The sequence below is a fragment of the Halomicronema sp. CCY15110 genome (assembly GCF_016888165.1).
In the GTDB taxonomy this organism is placed as follows: Bacteria; Cyanobacteriota; Cyanobacteriia; order Phormidesmidales; family Phormidesmidaceae; genus Halomicronema.
The window spans coordinates 35,615-52,158 of the sequence record NZ_JACSWC010000261.1 but is presented as its reverse complement, the minus strand read 5'-3'; the positions used below and the strand labels follow the sequence as shown (position 1 = coordinate 52,158).

Here is a 16,544-nt window from a genome sequence, read left to right as displayed (position 1 = left end):
TAACTGACCCAGGCACCCAGCTACCCAGCCACCCAAGCACTGCCATTACCGGGATGTTATTTTCCCGCCGATCCCTAGTCTGTGGCAGTCAGTTCATCAAGCTTGGCCCGCACTGTCTGGATGTCTTGCCACATCAGCCACTTGGGTGAGCCCTTGTCCCGCGACTGGTTTCGTAATAAGTACGCTGGATGGAAGATCGGCATACACAAACGGCCCTCCCACTCCATCCACTGGCCTCGCACCTTCGTGATGCCGCGCTTTTCTCCCGTCAGTCCCTTCATCGCAGTGGCCCCCGTCATCAAAATGATTTTGGGGTCAACCAAGCGGATTTGTTCGAGCAGGTAGCCCTTGCAAGCATTCGATTCCTCTGCGGTCGGCGTACGGTTGCCCGGGGGACGGCATTTGACGACGTTACAGATGTAAACGTCTTTTTCAGTGTCTAAGCGGACGGCGGCGAGAATTTTTTCCAGCAGCTGCCCCGATTTGCCCACAAAGGGTAATCCCTGCTCATCCTCTTGCTGACCAGGGCCTTCTCCCACAATCATGATGTGGGCCTGAGGATTGCCTCGGCTGACGACCACGTTGGTGCGCCCCGCCGCCAAACCACAGCGCTGACAGCTCCGGCAGTGCCGACCCAGCGTGTCTAAATCATCGTAAACGCCTGCGGGAATTGACACCGATGCACGGGTGGGAATGGCTTCCCGGTCAAAGCTCTCTGGCACAGCATCAGCATTAGGCTCGACAAACAGATCAATTTGGTCAGTCATAGGGGCGGTTAGACGCAGGCTTATCAATACACTCAAACCGTAACCATCACGAAGCGACGGTTACTTCGTTGATATTGTAAATGACTCACTGACACCACAACATAGCCTGGGAGACTCGGCAGCCTTGCAATTAAGAGGTCGCTCGCTAAGCAGGTGGTTAAGATGCAATCTGAAAATTGATGCTTTGTGGATTGCGTTTGAGGTATGAAACTAAACGCCTGCAAAGATTATGCTTCGTTGACTTGTCCTACGAAGAATGTATGCCGGACTCTACTTCAGCCACAACGGGCGCGAGTTGTGTGCCCGTGAGGCTAAAGGCGCGGATCTCGGTGATGTGCACTTTGACGAGTTGCCCTTTGAGGTCGTTGATGTCGCCTGCGAAAAAGGTGAGGCGATTGCCCCGGGTGCGGCCCATGACCTGGGACGGATCTTTGGGGTTCACATCTTCGACGAGGACTTCTTCGACGCGATCGCGATACCGCAGCGATCGCTCGGCGGCCTTTTGGTTGACTAAATGATTGAGCCGTTGCAGGCGATCACTCTTCACCTCTTCACTCAATTGATTGTTCCAAAGGGCGGCGGGCGTGTTGGGGCGCGGAGAATAGGCCGCCGTATTGAGCATGTCGAAGCCGATATCGGCAGTCATCTGCATCGTCTTTTGAAACTGCTCTTCAGTCTCGCCGGGAAAGCCCACGATCGCATCGGCGCTGATCGAGGCATCGGGCATGTATTCGCGAATGGTGTCGATAATCCGGCGATATTTTTCGTGGGTGTAACCCCGGGCCATTGCCTTCAAGATGTCGTTATCGCCCGACTGAAAGGGAATATGGAAATGCTCGCAAACTTTGGGCAACTCATCACAAGCCTTAATCAGCCGCTCGGTAAAGTAGCGAGGATGGCTGGTGGCAAAGCGAATGCGCTCAATACCGGGGACATCGTGAACGTAGTAAAGCAGATCGGTGAGGGTATTTTGTCGCCGCCCCTCAGCCGTCACCCCTGGCAGGTCGCGCCCGTAGGCGTCGATGTTTTGCCCTAGCAGGGTGATTTCTTTGTAGCCTTGCCGCCCTAGCTCTGCCATCTCGGCGCGAATGGCTTCGGGTGTGCGAGACTGTTCAACGCCGCGCACACCGGGTACTACACAATAAGTGCAGCGTTCGTTACAGCCGTAAATGACATTGACCCAAGCGGTGACTTGGCTATCGCGGCGGGGTTTGGTGATGTCTTCCATAATGTGGACGGGTTCGGTGGCGACCACCTGATTGCCGTCCATCACCTGTTCCAGCAAATCTTGCAGGCGGTTGGCGTGTTGCGGTCCCATCACCAAATCGAGTTCGGGTACGCGACGCAGGAGCGCTTCCCCTTCTTGCTGCGCCACGCATCCGGCGACGATCAGCGTCAGGTCGGGTTTTCCTTGCTTGCGCTTGGCCTGACGTCCCAGGTAGGAATAGACCTTTTGTTCGGCGTTGTCGCGAATGGTGCAGGTGTTGTAAAGCACCACGTCAGCTTGGTAGGGGTCGGCTTCCCACTGCAAGCCCATATCGTCCAAAATTCCGGCCATGCGCTCGGAGTCGGCTTTGTTCATCTGACAGCCGAAGGTAGTGACGTGATAGCGACGAGGAGCAGTAGACATGATGAACCGATGAGTTGAGCAAGCATAGCAGCAATCTTAAATGTTACCGCGTGTCGCTCTTACATGAGAGGTTGCGGGGCGGATTTTTGGCTGGGCGGGGCGATCGCCGTCTTATCCGTTGAGCCTGTCGACCCATCCGAGCGAATGGCGAGAGAATGTTGCCAGGTCATGGCTGAGAGCGTACTATCTCCCATTTGGACGGGCTGATGGCCAGCATGTTTAATCCAGGGGGGAGCCAGCGTTAACTCTCACATCAGCACGGTGGAAATCGGTTGCTGAGGCCAGCCAGGTTTTAGGATAGGGGGGATTGCCGTGGAGAGGTTCCCATTATGGGAAAGCAAGCCCCCAAACTCGTGCTCGTCGCGCTCATCGTCGCGATTCTCGTCATTCTAGCGTGGCAAAATTCGACGCCGCTGCTGGCTCTCAGCTTTTTGGGATTCCGCTCGGTGACGTTGCCGCTGGGGGTGTGGCTAGTGGCCGCGATCGCCCTCGGCTCCCTCACCACGATCGCGATCCTGGTTCTGACTGAAATGGGCTCTGGTGCGCCACCGCGATCGCGCCGTCGTCAGTGGCATGTGCAGCCCGACATGCCGCCCCATCCCGATGCGGGCCGCTCGGATGATGGCACTGCCCAGCAGCGCAACCGTCGGTGGCAGATGCGATCGCCCCAGGACTTCTTGCGCCGAGAGGGGACGCAGCGCGCTCCCAATCGTCAGGACAATCGTAATGAACCGCGTCAAGCGCCGCGATCGCGACCCAGTGGCCCACCCCCGAGCAATGCCGTGGCGGCGGAAGATTGGCAAGCCTGGGGCCAACGCAATAAACCCAGTGCTTGGAACGATTGGTCGGACGCCAGCGGTAATCGTCCCGAAGATGAAAATTTTGATCGTCGGCAAAAACGCGATCGCGACCAAGCCGAAGCGACCATTCACGATCTCGACAAAGGGTGGGACGAGTCGGCTCGCGAGACGGTGTACGTGCCCCCCGGTGGCAGCGAGGTCCAAGACACACTGGATGAAATCGAAGACGGCTGGGAAGGTTGGGACTCGCCCGATAATCCCCTGTCGGACACGGCCTATGCAGAAAAATATGCCGGGGTGGATCGCGCCAACCGCCGCGACTCGATCTACGCGCCGCCCGATGACCCCAACCAAGATGATGATCAGGTCTACGATGCCGATTATCGCGTGATCATTCCCCCCTATCAGCCTTCAGACGATGGGGGCAATGAGGGCGATCGCGCTTCCTGATCTCTGATACGGTAAGGCCATTGCCCCTCGTTTCACCCCTTAGATTTGGATGTCAGATTCCTCAGCGCTGGATCTCCTGAGAGGAGCCAATCTCTACCTCGTCGGCATGATGGGGGCAGGTAAATCGACCCTTGGCCAGGTCATGGCGACGAAACTGGGCTATCGCTTTTGTGACACCGATACGGTCATCGAGCAGGCCGCCCAGCAGTCCATTCCCGCAATTTTTGCGTCATCTGGGGAAGCCGAATTTCGCGCCCTCGAAAGTCAGGTGCTGAGTCAGCTCTCGCCCTACACCCGCCTGGTGATCGCCACGGGGGGCGGCATCGTCCTGAATCAAGAAAACTGGTGGCATCTCCGTCAGGGGGTGGTCGCGTGGATCGACGTGCCGGTTGAGGAATTAGGGCGTCGCCTGCAAGGGGATGCCAGCCGTCCCCTGTTGCAACGCCCGGACTGGCAAGCCCAGCTGGCCCAATTGCTGAGCGATCGCCAATCCCTCTACTCCCAAGCCGACATTCACCTCACCGTCACCGCTGGGGAGCAAACTGAGGATATTTGCGATCGCTTGGTGGAGCGCTTGCGCGAGCGGATTCTGCCGCCGCCGTCATCCGTTCCCACCGACGGTTGATACACTACGGGAACGATATTTTGTCAAAGCCATGACCAATCTCTCTGAGCCCCCCAGCGGCATTTTAGAAACCGATGTTGATCGCGTCCGCATTTTGAGTGAGGCATTGCCTTACATTCAGCAGTTCCGGGGGCGCACGGTGGTTGTCAAATATGGCGGTGCCGCGATGAAAGACAGCACGCTAAAAGCCAGCGTGGTGCGCGATATCGTGTTCATGGCCTGCGTCGGGATGCGCCCCGTTGTGGTGCATGGGGGCGGCCCGGAGATTAATACCTGGCTGACGAAACTCAACATTGAACCCCAGTTCAAAGACGGCCTGCGCGTCACCGATGCGGCCACGATGGACGTGGTGGAAATGGTGCTAGTCGGACGGGTGAATAAAGAATTGGTCTCGCTGATCAACCAAGCGGGGGGGCAAGCCGTCGGCCTGTGCGGCAAAGACGGCAACCTGATCACGGCGCGATCGCAGGGCAATGCCGATGTCGGGTTTGTCGGTGATGTCACCAATATTGAGCCGGGGCTCGTCAAAGCCCTGGTTGAAGACGGCTACATCCCCGTGATCTCTAGCGTCGCCTCAGATGAGAGTGGTCAGGCTTATAACATCAACGCCGACACGGTGGCTGGCGAACTTGCCGCTGCCCTGAATGCCGAGAAGCTGATCCTGTTGACCGATACGCGGGGCATTTTGCGGGACTACAAAGATCCCAGCACCCTGTTGCCGAAGCTCGATATTCGCGAAGCCCGCAAGCTGATTGATGAGGGCGTGGTCGCGGGGGGCATGATTCCCAAGGTGCAATGCTGCGTGCGATCGCTGGCCCAAGGCGTGGGGGCCACCCACATTCTCGACGGTCGCATCAACCACGCACTGCTGCTGGAAATCTTCAGCGACACGGGCATCGGCTCCATGCTCGTGGCCTCAGAATTTTCGCAGTAGCAAGCCATCTCGAAACTGGGGCCGCTGTGAGGCGTGGGGCAATATGCCTTGATTCAAAACCGATTGCTGGTGTCGTGAGCGGTGCCTGGAATGCTGATCCTTGCGACGATGTTACCCGCCTCCAGGTGATCTGCTGCCCCTGAAGACGATCGCGATCGCTCAATCGGCAATGAAGGGCAGGTTTTGCCCGATCGCTGCTGACAAGGTGCTGAGTTGATGGCGATCGATCTGCTGCGTGAGGCCAGTGAGCACTCGCCGCACCATTTCCGGGCCGCCGTAAATCCATCCGGTGTAGACCTGGAGCAGGGTCGCGCCAGCATTCAGCTTTTCCCAAGCATCCTGAGCTGTAAAAATGCCTCCCACGCCAATGATCGGCATCTGTCCCTGACTCTTTTGGTACAAGAACTGAATCACTTCGGTCGAGCGCTGGCGCAGAGGCGCACCGCTGAGGCCGCCCGGTTCTTCCGTGACCCGATTGCCTGTTTTTAAAATGCGGTCAGTCTTCAGCCCCGATCGCCCAATGGTGGTGTTCGTGGCGATAATGCCTGCCAGGTGATGTTGCTCTGCCAGGGCCAACACTGCCGCGATCGCCGCCCACTCTAAATCCGGCGCAATTTTCACCAGCAGCGGTTTGGCCTCGGTATTTTCAGCCTGCAAAGCCGCGAGAATCGGTCCCAAACTGTCACTAGCCTGGAGCGATCGCAACCCTGGCGTATTGGGTGACGACACATTCACCACAAAATAGTCACCCATAGCTTGCAGCAGTCGAAAACTCTCCACATAGTCGTCCACCGCCTGGTCTAACGGCGTCACTTTGGACTTGCCTAAATTGATACCGATGGGAATCGGGGACGCTTGCTGCTGCCCATACTGTTGTAATCGAGTCGCCAACTGGGCCGCCCCCTGATTGTTAAACCCCATGCGGTTGATGACCGCGCGATCGCGGGGCAAGCGAAACAGGCGAGGCTTGGGGTTACCCGGTTGGGCGTGATACGTCACCGTGCCGAGCTCGGCATAGCCAAACCCCATCATGGGCCAGGCTTGCGCCGCGATGCCATCCTTATCAAACCCAGCGGCTAAGCCCATGGGATTCGCAAATTTGAGTCCCCAGAGCGATTGTGATAAACGCGTATCCTCATATTGACAGCGCTGGGAGAGCCAACCTTGGAGCTGGCCGTATAGGCGAGGCCCCTGAGTCGCTGCCGGGTGAGCCGCCCCTTGCAGCAATTCTAAAGTGCGCTGGTGTACCCATTCCGGATCGATTTGAACACCATAAAACAGTAGTGGCCGTGCTAGCTGTTGATACCAATCGACCATGATGCCTCTCCTGTTAATTGCATGCGTCATCTCATCAGGTGCCAACCAAAGGCAAGCCTTCAGTCAGCCTTCGGTTAGGCGCACCGACTCACCGCTGTTAGTGTAGCCGTTGGCTATTAGCATGGGCGCTAGTGCAGCTGAGTACGTCGTTTCTGGCCAGAAGGGATGCGTTGGTCCTACTCGTTGCTCAGCAACGCCTGGAGCACGATTGCCCCCAGCTGAGTAACATTCGTGGCAAACTGCCCTGGGCCTTGTGCCTATACTTTCGGATGTCCCGAGATTTTACGCGGTTCAAAAGTTTGCCTGATAAGCGTTACCAAGCCATGAATATTCCGTTGATGGCTGCATCTTCATGCCGATTTGCTAGGAATTTTTAATCACTAGCATAGACGCGCTAAATTTTCGGATACCCTTAAATCGTGCCTTTCACTGCAAAGGCCTTCAAAATGGAGCTGATTGCCGACCACCAACCTGATTGGGCTAATCTGCACGTCTTGGATCATGTGAAGTTGATTTGACCGACATCAACTTGCTTAAGTTTCAGTCGGCCCCTCCATCCGCAAACCACAGTACAGTCATGGTCTCGACTCTACCCAGCCCCAATCCTGAAAGGCGTCTAGCGGCTTTAGCAAGAATTTTGAAGCTGCTGCGAGAAACTGAGGATCTCGATCGCCTGGTTTCCTCATTGCTAGACAACTTGAAAGCAGAACTGCACTATTCTTTGCTGTGGTTTGGTCTCTACGAACGGGTGCAACACCAAGTCATCAGCCAGGGGTTTTTGGCTCCTAAACCGCATCGCTCGCTCAAAAGCACATTTGCGTTGGCCCCCGGCGACTTGATGGAACAAGTCGTGATTCAACAGCGCCCGCTGATTATTAATGATTTGCGGATTGAACCGCGCATTGCTGCGTGGAACGAAATGGCGCAGCAGTTGTCGATTCAAGGGGCGCTGATTTTTCCGGTCCGCCACCGAGACATCTGCTACGGCTTGCTCATTATGGGCTCTGATCACTGGGGCCAGGGCATTACCAATAGCGATCGCACCTTCATCTCCACGATTTGTAGTGCCTTAGCCGATGTTTTACACAAACGCGAGCAAACGCTCCAGACGGAACAGCGCAAAGATCCAGGCGTGGCCTTGGCGAGTTTGATCGACCAATTGCAAACGGGTGACGATCGCGATACCCAACTGATCAAAATTGCCCAATCCATCGCCGGGTTTGTGCAGCCCGACCGTGTACGGATCTTTTGGCTAGAGCCCGACAAATTTGAGTTTTGGGAAAGACTGACCCTCCGCACCAAACAAGCGCGCGCGCCCAAATGCCACACGATAGACGCTCCTGGCTTAACCATGCCGGTTAGCGAGATTCGCGGAGTTTATCAGCTCTTGAGCAAGCAGCAGCCGCTAGTGGTGGGCGAGGCCCAGACTGCCAATACCGCTGCCGTGCCCGTCCGCTTTTTGCAATTGCTCAAGGCCGATGCCCTGCTCGTCGTCCCCATTTTTGAACAATCAACGTTGCTGGGCTTTATCAGCGTTGAAAGCGATCAGGCCCAAGTGTGGTCAGATGACAGCCGCAGCTATTGTAAAACGGTCGCTAATCTAGCCGGACTCATGATGCCAACGGTTTCGGTAGCCGAAGCCCAACAGCAGTCAGAGCAAGAAATGCAGCTACTCACTGGCGTTGTGCGCAGCATTCAAAGCGAGTCCGACTGGCACCAAACCCTCGAAATGTGCGGCGATAATCTTTGCCAAGCGCTCGATGCGCAACAATTTTTGGTGTTAATGCACGACGCCGAACATGATGGCTATCAAGTCATTTTTCAAAAGCGCACGCTGCCCCGCAAGCGCCCCTCGCTGGCCTGGCCGGCCCTCGACGAGGTCGATTGGCAAATGTTGGAAGAGAGCCCTTCAGCGATCGCCATCAACGACCTAACCAACGATTTGAAACTACTGGCCTGGCGAGAAAACTTTGAAGCGCTAGATTTGCAGAGTGTTTTAGCCTGCAATGTAGCCCCTGGTAATGCGCCAGAAAGCATCATCTTGGTTGCGAGCGCCACCCCCCGCCAGTGGGCCGCCGCCGCTGGTCACCTGTTGCAGCAGATTGCTCAGCAGATCAGCCTGATTCTGCGGCAGTGGCAACTACAGCAACAAACCAATCAGCAAGAAGACCTGTACAGTTCTATCCAATGGGGCCTCCGCACGCTCCAGCAAACCTTTCATCTAGAGCAGCTAGAAGAATCAGCCTGCCAATATCTCAGCGACGTGCTGGATGCTCCTCTCGTCGCTTTGGTGACTTGGCAAGTCGGTGACCACCATGCCAAAGTTGGGCGCGTCCTGTCGCGTCATGTCGATTTTGCCGCAGACCAAGACACCGCGATTCCGCTCAGCTCGGATGCCATTATTAACTGGGCGCAACAAACAGATGGGCCACTCCCCGTTACCTGGGAAGATTTTCCCCCGGAGACCCGTACCTGGATTACCGGGCCGCCCAACAGCAAATTTTTACTGGTTGCCTTAAAGACAGCAGACAAACACGTGCCTAACGGTGTTTGGATTGTGGCCGATCGCGGCGATCGCCGCTGGAGCAACCATCAACTGAGTTTAGTCTCTGTGCTGGCTCGACAATTGGCTTGGTCTCGCCGCCACCTCGGCATCGTTGACCTGCTGCTGGAGCGACAAGATTCGCTCGAAGCCTTGAACTGGTACAAGCATCAACGCTTGAACGAAACCCATCGCCAACTCAAGATGAATCTCAGTCGATTGAGTGACCCCATCACCCAAGGTAAAGGGTTAACAGCGCAGCGCCAGCTCCAACTCGTGCGGCAACTCAACACCCTGACCAGTAGCATTGAAAATGTCGTTACCCAAGAAGCGTGGGAGCTACGCAAACATCAACAAACGACCCCCCTGATCAGCCTACTCAATCGGTTAATGGATCGAGTCAATCCGCTGATTCAATCGCAACATCTCTGGGCCAAAGTCCATAATGAAAGTAATGTCATTATTGCTGGGGATCTCGAAAAGATTGAATTTGTACTGTACGAACTGATGGTCGCCGCTTGCCAGCGATCGCCCGAGCATGGCCGGCTAGACATTTGGTGTCGTCCCCTTGAACGTCCCCTCATGGAACTTGCCATCACGGACGACGGCGACATTCCTCATCAACTCATCAAAGACTTGAAGCATGGTCGTCCCGACGACATTTTGGTACCTTCTTTGTTAGATATCCCACCAGGGTTGCATTTCAGCATTTGCAAGACGCTGATCAAGCAGGTCGGCGGCGAATTTAGCCTGCAAAAACTCGAAGATGGTCGCATCATGAGCCGAGTAGTGTTAACTGTTGCCCGCAAAGGCAAATAAACGAGTTGCCCAAATGACTGACTCAGAGGTTATATAGATGCTTTGGTATGGGTGAAAGCGCCAAAATTCAAAGTCTGTAGCCCACAGTCCATCAGTAGTGAATGCCACCAGGGATGCCTCTCAAATTTGTAAACTGATCACTGGTTTGGGGCAGGCAGCTTGCCCGCGATCGCAATCCGCCCTGCCAAATTGGGATGCACTCGCTATTAGCCTCATAAGTAGATGCGTTGACTTCGTTCAGTCGCATTGAGTGGGCGATTTTGAGACTGTGCCAGCTGTGCAGACTGGAAACCCAGATTGCCCTGTGAGCATCGCCTTACCGGCTCACAGGCGGCAGCAGTCGCTCACAACCGTAATATCACAGTCAAATGAGACTTGCGGAAAGTACTGTGTTGGCGGCGACAGAGCGTTACCATTCTCCGGAGGATTTCGGCACATACCAACGGTAACCCAGTCCACAGTTCAGTAATTGTTCTTAGGAATGCTAGGACGCTTTGGCGGAAATTCGATTATTTTGAAATAATACTGAAAAGTTTTTGTTAGATAAAAATCATTTTTCTAGATATTTAAAGTAATTTAAAAAGAACTTTTTCAATTTGAAAATACGCTGAAGCCGTCAGAATAAGGCATAACTACGGAGTCGTCTCAACTTGGGCTCTAGTTATTGTAGGAACACAGACACAAGTGAGTTCCATCATGAAAATCGGTATCGTCAAATCATTAGCTGTAGCGATCGCATTAGCGGCCTCGGGATTTATGGCTGCTGAAGCGCAGGCTTTCTCGTTTACCCAAACTAAATCAACTAATTTAGAGGTTCAGAATAAGGCGCTCTTTGACTTCTTTAAATCACACGTCAACACTGAAAGAGCAGCTCTGAGTACTTCAGAATTGAAGCCTTTGGATGCCACGGGTCTCTTGTTTGACACCAGTGAAACCGTTGAAGTTTACTTCATGTATGAAGGTGCTGGCTATAAGAATCAAGTCTTGTTTACGGCTGATGACCAAGCTCCACAGATGCTGATTGAAAATGCCTCACTCCAAGGATCTGGTGGCAATCTAAAAGCTGGAGATGGCTGGATTCTGAGTGACTTTGGCGGGCTCTCGGGCATTGCTCAGTTTGAATTTTTAATTGCGTCAAACGGCTATAACAAAACGAATCCGACGCTGCTTTACACTGATGCCAGCAAGAACTCAGACGGCTTAGAGCATGTCACAGCGTTCGGCTACACCGATGAAGCAACGGGTGAATATTACACTTTCATCGGTTTTGAGGATATTGTGGGCGGCGGTGATCTCGACTATAACGATGTGGTGTTAGTCGCTAAGGGGTTCACGAATCCGGATGCTCCGGCGGATGTGCCCGAACCAATTTCTAGCTTGGCGGTGTTGGCAGTTGGTGCCGTAGCGGCTGGTGGCGCTCTGAAGAAAAAGATGGCTTAGCGCTTTTTTGTGTAGGAACTTAGAACAGAACTATGGGAATCCCTCTAATTTGCTAATCAGGGGGATTTTTTGAACTGCGCCATCAGGGACGGTAAATACTAGCGAGCAGTGATGTTGCAGATTGCGTCACTCAGGCAACGCTACTTTCGAGGATGTCCGTTAGGATAGTTGCCGATGTGAGATGTGTGGGTCATGCTGCATCAGGCACTTGTCGCTCTTAGCCTGCTTTCATGGCTAGGTGAACAACCTACCAGCGCGACGGCTTTAGAGCCGATTGCTTGGCCTGCCATGGAAACTATTGCGGGTTGGGAATCGCCGTGGGTACTGAGCATGAATGCCCCCGATCCGCAGGCTAAGGAAATTGTGCGGAGCTACCTGACGAATCTGGCTGAACTCGGTTTTGACCCGGAAGCGCAAGGACTCTGGCTACAGACTGGGGCGACTGCGATCGCGGTCAATCAGCCCTACCAACCGTCGCCGGCGGCTTCCCTGACCAAAATGGCCACGACTCTGGCGGCGTTGGAAGCTTGGCCCGTCAATCATCGCTTTACGACTCGCATTGGCCACACCGGCACGATTGAAAATGGCGTCGTGAATGGTGATTTGGTCATTCAGTGGACGGGGGATCCTTATTTTGTCTGGGAAGAGGCGATCTCTCTAGCCAACACCCTGAACCAACAAGGCATTCAGCAAGTCACTGGTAATCTCGTCATTCTGGGCGAGTTTTCGATGAATTTTGAGGCTGATGCCTATCGTTCTGGAGAGCTGTTAATTCAAGCGATGGATATCAATCGCTGGTCGGACGAGGTTTACTACGTTCACAGCACGATGCCGCCTGAGACTCCGGCCCCGACGTTAGCGATCGCGGGCGACATTATCGTGCAGCCACTTGCCACTAATCCCCTACAGCCGCAGTGGTTAGTGCAGCATCAGTCATTACCCCTGGTGCCGCTGCTCAAAGCGATGAACATTTACAGCAATAACGCCATGGCCGACCAGTTTGCGCGGGCCTTAGGAGGAGCAAACACCGTGGCGGCCAAAGCGGCAGATCGCACTGGCGTACCAGTATCAGAAATTCGCTTGATCAACGGCTCCGGTTTAGGGGTAGAAAACCAACTTTCACCTCGGGCGGTGGTGGCGATTCTGGTCGGTATTCAGCGCGACCTGCGGCCCAATGGCCTCTCCATTTCCGACGTGATGCCGGTATTTGGTCAAGATGAAGGCACGCTAATTTATCGAGACTTGCCGCCGCAAGCTGCCCTGAAAACGGGGACATTGAACACGGTGAGTTCGCTGGCGGGCTACTTTCCCACGCGCGATCGCGGCCCCGTGTGGTTTTCCATCCAAAACTGGGGCGGCGATCTGGAACTGTTTCGGGCACAGCAAGATGCGTTATTACTGGCGCTGCAAGAACATTGGGGAGCCGCCCCACCCCCGACCACCTTTGCGCCAAAAGTCATCATGGGTCAGCCGCCTTACGTTTTAGGCGATCCGAGCCGTAACGTATCCGAACCGTAAATTAAAGGGTGTGATCAGTGACGTTGGCCGCTAACTCCGACGATTCTCGCCGCCGCCTTTGAGTCGCGTCGCTCATAGCGCCCGATTCCCGGTTGGAATCTGCGGGCTTTCTATCTTAGAGTCATAGATGGAGACTTGCGGTCACGGCTGGGGAGAGAACGACGTGCATTTTCAATCGGTCATCACAACGTTGCATGAGTTTTGGAGTAATCAAGGCTGTTTAATTGTGCAGCCCTACGACACGGAGAAAGGGGCAGGCACCAAGAGTCCTCACACGTTTTTGCGGGCGATCGGGCCGGAACCGTGGTCGGTGGCCTATGCCGAGCCCTGTCGTCGCCCCGCCGATGGCCGCTATGGCGAAAACCCCAACCGCTATCAGCACTATTACCAATATCAGGTGCTGATCAAGCCATCGCCGCCGAATATTCAAGATATGTATTTAGATTCGCTGCGGGCTTTGGGCATTAAACCCGAAGACCACGACATTCGCTTTGTGGAAGACAACTGGGAAGATGCCGCAGTTGGGGCTTGGGGAGTCGGCTGGGAAGTCTGGCTCGACGGGATGGAAATTACCCAGTTCACCTACTTTCAGCAGTGCGGTGGGATTGACTGTCGCCCAGTGTCGATTGAGCTGACCTACGGGTTGGAACGTCTGACCATGTATCTGCAAGAGGTGGATGCGATCGCCAAAATCCAATGGAACGACACCCTGACCTATGGCGACGTGCATATGCAAGGCGAAATCGAGCATTCCAAGTACAACTTCGACGAGTCGAATCCAGAATTGCTGTTTACCCTCTTCAATCTGTATCAGCAAGAGGCGGAACAGTTAATGGAAAAAGGGCTGGTCTTGCCCAGCTACGACTACGTGCTGAAATGTTCCCACACCTTTAACTTATTGGATGCACGGGGGGTGATTTCGGTGACGGAGCGTACCCGTTATATTCGCCAAGTGCGAGGACTCGCGCGCAAAGTCGCGCAGCTCTATTACGACCAACGTGAGGCGCTCGGTTTTCCGCTGCTCAAAGAATCTGTGGGAAAAGCTGCGTAACGCCAAAGGATATGGCATGTTGAGGGGTGTAACGACGTCAATGTGTCGCAGAAAGGAGATTTGTCGTGGCTGATCAACTCACTGCTTGGCTACAGCCGATTGCCGACTGGTTTGCCGGCTTCAACACGCCAGAGCCGATTGTTCATTGGGGCCACCCTTTGATGATGGGCATCGTCATTTTTGTTTTGGGAATTTACACCGCTGCGGCTGGTTGGAGAGGTCGCAAGGCGGAGGAGGTTCCGGTTCGCGCGAAAGCGCTGGGCGACCACAAAAAGCTCGCACCGATGATGTCGCTGTTTATTGCCCTGGGCTACACGGGCGGCATTTTGTCCCTCGTGATGCAGGGGCATCCGATTTTGCAGAGTTCACACTTTTGGACGGGCTCGGCTGCGTTGGGCGTGCTGGGTATCAATGGTGCGATTTCGGCGTCAAAGTTTGGTGGCGGTAAGCCGGCATTGCGGACGGCCCACGCTTACATTGGCACCGTCGCCATGGTGGTGCTGTTTGTCCATGCCGCGCTGGGCGTAAAGCTGGGCCTCTCGATTTAAGGGTCGTGCCGATCATTGCGGACTAGAGAATCGGCACCCAGATGAGCATGGTGAAAGCAGAGGGCGATCGCGGATTTGCTAGCGATCGCCCTCTGGTGCATTATTGAAAATAGATTTGTCAGGGGACGGTTCCCTTGGCGTGAACCTTACGGCATCGGCTATCTCTCAGGGAACCGTCCCCTTTGCTCTCACCGGACGAGGGCAGGCGATCGCGCAAAGAGGAGCTGTGAAGCCCCCTCGACTTGGACATGGGGGTGGATGCTATCTGGGAGATCAGGTAAGCGAATCACGGTTTGCCCAGGAAAAGTATTCTCTGGCAGGTCGTTATCTGGCGTGTAGCGGTTGTGGACGATGTAATGCTGGGGCACCGACATGTCATCTAGGGTTGCCGTGAGCCGAGTGGCCTCAGCCAAAATTGCCGACTGATTTTGTACCACCCCAATAAACTCGGTGTGGGCTGGATCGGTCAGCCGCTTTTGGGCATTCATGACTTGCTTGCGGAGTCCGCGCAGGCGACCAATCAATTCAGTGCGGCCCACCACATCCTGATATTTAATCCATAGTTTGAAAATCCACGCGAGCCAGTCGCCTAGCGCCGTCGGCATGTCTAAAAAGCGCAACAGGTGGCCTGTAGGGGCAGTATCCAGCACGATGAGCTGTTCTTGGTCTTGCTCTAGCAAATCGATCACGGTGATGAGGGACAGCATCTCGTCAATGCCGGGGAGGGCTTGGGCGACAATTTGCCGCCAGGCTTCTGGTCCGTAGGCGAGCTGGAGGCGATCATCGCCCGTGTCGCCGCTCATCATCTCTGCCAATTCCCACAGGTAGTCATCGCGAAACTGCTCTAGCACTGTATCCGCATCCACTTCCTGGGCGGAGAGGTTATCGGTAATCGTGACGGCATCGTTGCGCAACGGTGTCTCCAACACATCCCCCAGGGAATGGGCGGGGTCGATAGACATTACGCGCACCGCCGCATCAGGATGCTGCTGCGCTTGGCCCCACGCGATCGCGGCGGCCACGGTAGTTTTGCCGACGCCCCCTTTGCCACCCAAAATCACGAGTCGCCGCCCTTGGGTGATGAAATCGGGGAGTCCTGGCGAGACCGGTTCTGGCCAAGCCATTGGGAGCGTTTGGATGGTCGGATCTTGCCAGCGGTCGATGGGGGCGAGTCCGGCTAATAAAGTTTGTAGAGCTTCGCGACCGACGGGTTCAGTCGCTTGTAGCGGCAGACCGAACAAATCGTTGACTGCTTGAATTTGGGCAAATTGCTCTAGCTGATGACGCTGCGGAGCACTCCCCGTCAGACGATTGACGACAATGCCCCCCAGGGGAATCTGCAACTCAGCGAGGGCTTCAACAAAGCGCTCTGTTTCGTGCAGACTGAGGGGTTCGGGAATGGCGACGACCCAGCAGGCGGTGCGCTCAGAGTCTTGGAGTTGCGATCGCCCAGCGGCTAGATCCGCCGTCATGTCATCCAAAAAGGTATCGGCTTCGTCGGCGTCATAGCGCCCTGATAGCGACTCGATCATGTAGCGATGCTTGTCTTGAAAGAGTCGCAACGACGCCAGCAACGTATCCAAAAAATCCATCAGGCCAAACAGGTTGAGGGTATGACCGCTGGGAGCCATATCCACGACCACTCGGTCAACTTCACCAGCCCGTAAAATCCGCTGAATTTCCAGCAGCCCCATCAGCTCATTCAAGCCGGGCCAGTCCATATCCCACACGGGAGAGAGGTCGTCATTTTCCACAAAGCTGCCCCGCTCGACCAGCGTTTCCAGCACGTGGCCATAATCGGCCTTAAAGATGGTCAGCAACCGCTCGGCATCCAACGCGCGGACGCGTAAGTTGGGGCAGTCGGGGTGCGATCGCGCGTCGTCATCCACGGGTAGCTGCAACACATCGCCCAGGGAATGGGCTGGATCGGTCGATAACAGGAGTATCGTTTCATCGGGCATCTGCTGCGCTTGATCCAGGGCGATCGCGCAGGCGAAGGTCGTTTTGCCCACCCCCCCTTTGCCGCTTACCAGCGTCAGTTGCGTTAACTCCATCAAGTCCATTTAATTTGTGCTGCGCTGACGTCTTTGTTCTCAGCATGCC

The 16,544-nt window shown here is 55.1% G+C and carries 12 protein-coding genes; 8 read left to right on the top strand and 4 right to left on the bottom strand.

The window, feature by feature from the left end; all coding sequences use genetic code 11:
- Positions 1-74: 74 nt before the first annotated feature.
- Together JUK32_RS10745 and miaB are read right to left on the bottom strand one after the other, a co-directional pair.
- Positions 75-767 carry a uracil-DNA glycosylase family protein gene (locus JUK32_RS10745; RefSeq protein WP_204138851.1) on the bottom strand — a complete coding sequence of 231 codons (693 nt, stop codon included), beginning with the start codon at positions 765-767 and terminating at the stop codon, positions 75-77.
- Between the two features lie 247 nt (positions 768-1,014).
- Complete coding sequence (gene miaB / locus JUK32_RS10740) at positions 1,015-2,397, bottom strand: tRNA (N6-isopentenyl adenosine(37)-C2)-methylthiotransferase MiaB (RefSeq protein ID WP_204138850.1); 1,383 nt, start codon at positions 2,395-2,397, stop codon at positions 1,015-1,017.
- Between the two features lie 329 nt (positions 2,398-2,726).
- On the opposite strand from miaB, the gene JUK32_RS10735 reads away from it, so the two are divergent.
- The 3 genes from JUK32_RS10735 to argB are packed head-to-tail and all read left to right on the top strand — an operon-like array spanning position 2,727 to position 5,206.
- Positions 2,727-3,647 carry a hypothetical protein gene (locus JUK32_RS10735; protein WP_204138849.1) on the top strand — a complete coding sequence of 307 codons (921 nt, stop codon included), beginning with the start codon at positions 2,727-2,729 and terminating at the stop codon, positions 3,645-3,647.
- Positions 3,648-3,696: 49 nt separating this feature from the next.
- The gene (locus JUK32_RS10730; RefSeq protein WP_204138848.1) at positions 3,697-4,272 is read left to right on the top strand and encodes a shikimate kinase; all 576 of its coding nucleotides are present in this window, start codon (positions 3,697-3,699) and stop codon (positions 4,270-4,272) included.
- A 31-nt stretch (positions 4,273-4,303) separates the two neighbouring features.
- The gene (gene argB / locus JUK32_RS10725) at positions 4,304-5,206 is read left to right on the top strand and encodes an acetylglutamate kinase (RefSeq protein ID WP_204138847.1); all 903 of its coding nucleotides are present in this window, start codon (positions 4,304-4,306) and stop codon (positions 5,204-5,206) included.
- Between the two features lie 159 nt (positions 5,207-5,365).
- On the opposite strand, the gene JUK32_RS10720 is transcribed toward argB, so the two are convergent.
- Complete coding sequence (locus tag JUK32_RS10720) at positions 5,366-6,523, bottom strand: quinone-dependent dihydroorotate dehydrogenase (protein ID WP_204138846.1); 1,158 nt, start codon at positions 6,521-6,523, stop codon at positions 5,366-5,368.
- Positions 6,524-7,100: 577 nt separating this feature from the next.
- Between JUK32_RS10720 and JUK32_RS10715 the strand changes: the two genes are divergently transcribed.
- The 5 genes from JUK32_RS10715 (at position 7,101) to JUK32_RS10695 (ending at position 14,441) form a co-directional block, all read left to right on the top strand.
- A complete protein-coding gene (locus JUK32_RS10715; RefSeq protein ID WP_204138845.1) occupies positions 7,101-9,884 on the top strand; it encodes a GAF domain-containing protein in 2,784 nt (927 codons plus the stop codon).
- A gap of 696 nt (positions 9,885-10,580) precedes the next feature.
- Positions 10,581-11,324, top strand: a complete 744-nt coding sequence (locus JUK32_RS10710; RefSeq protein WP_204138844.1) for a DUF4114 domain-containing protein — start codon at positions 10,581-10,583, stop codon at positions 11,322-11,324.
- 288 nt (positions 11,325-11,612) lie between these two features.
- Positions 11,613-12,842, top strand: a complete 1,230-nt coding sequence (locus JUK32_RS10705; protein WP_239112539.1) for a D-alanyl-D-alanine carboxypeptidase — start codon at positions 11,613-11,615, stop codon at positions 12,840-12,842.
- Between the two features lie 163 nt (positions 12,843-13,005).
- On the top strand, positions 13,006-13,893 hold the full coding sequence (gene glyQ, locus JUK32_RS10700) for a glycine--tRNA ligase subunit alpha (protein WP_204138853.1): 888 nt from the start codon (positions 13,006-13,008) through the stop codon (positions 13,891-13,893).
- A gap of 65 nt (positions 13,894-13,958) precedes the next feature.
- A complete protein-coding gene (locus JUK32_RS10695) occupies positions 13,959-14,441 on the top strand; it encodes a DUF4079 domain-containing protein (protein ID WP_204138842.1) in 483 nt (160 codons plus the stop codon).
- A 188-nt stretch (positions 14,442-14,629) separates the two neighbouring features.
- On the opposite strand, the gene JUK32_RS10690 is transcribed toward JUK32_RS10695, so the two are convergent.
- The gene (locus tag JUK32_RS10690; protein ID WP_204138841.1) at positions 14,630-16,504 is read right to left on the bottom strand and encodes an ArsA family ATPase; all 1,875 of its coding nucleotides are present in this window, start codon (positions 16,502-16,504) and stop codon (positions 14,630-14,632) included.
- Positions 16,505-16,544: the final 40 nt, after the last annotated feature.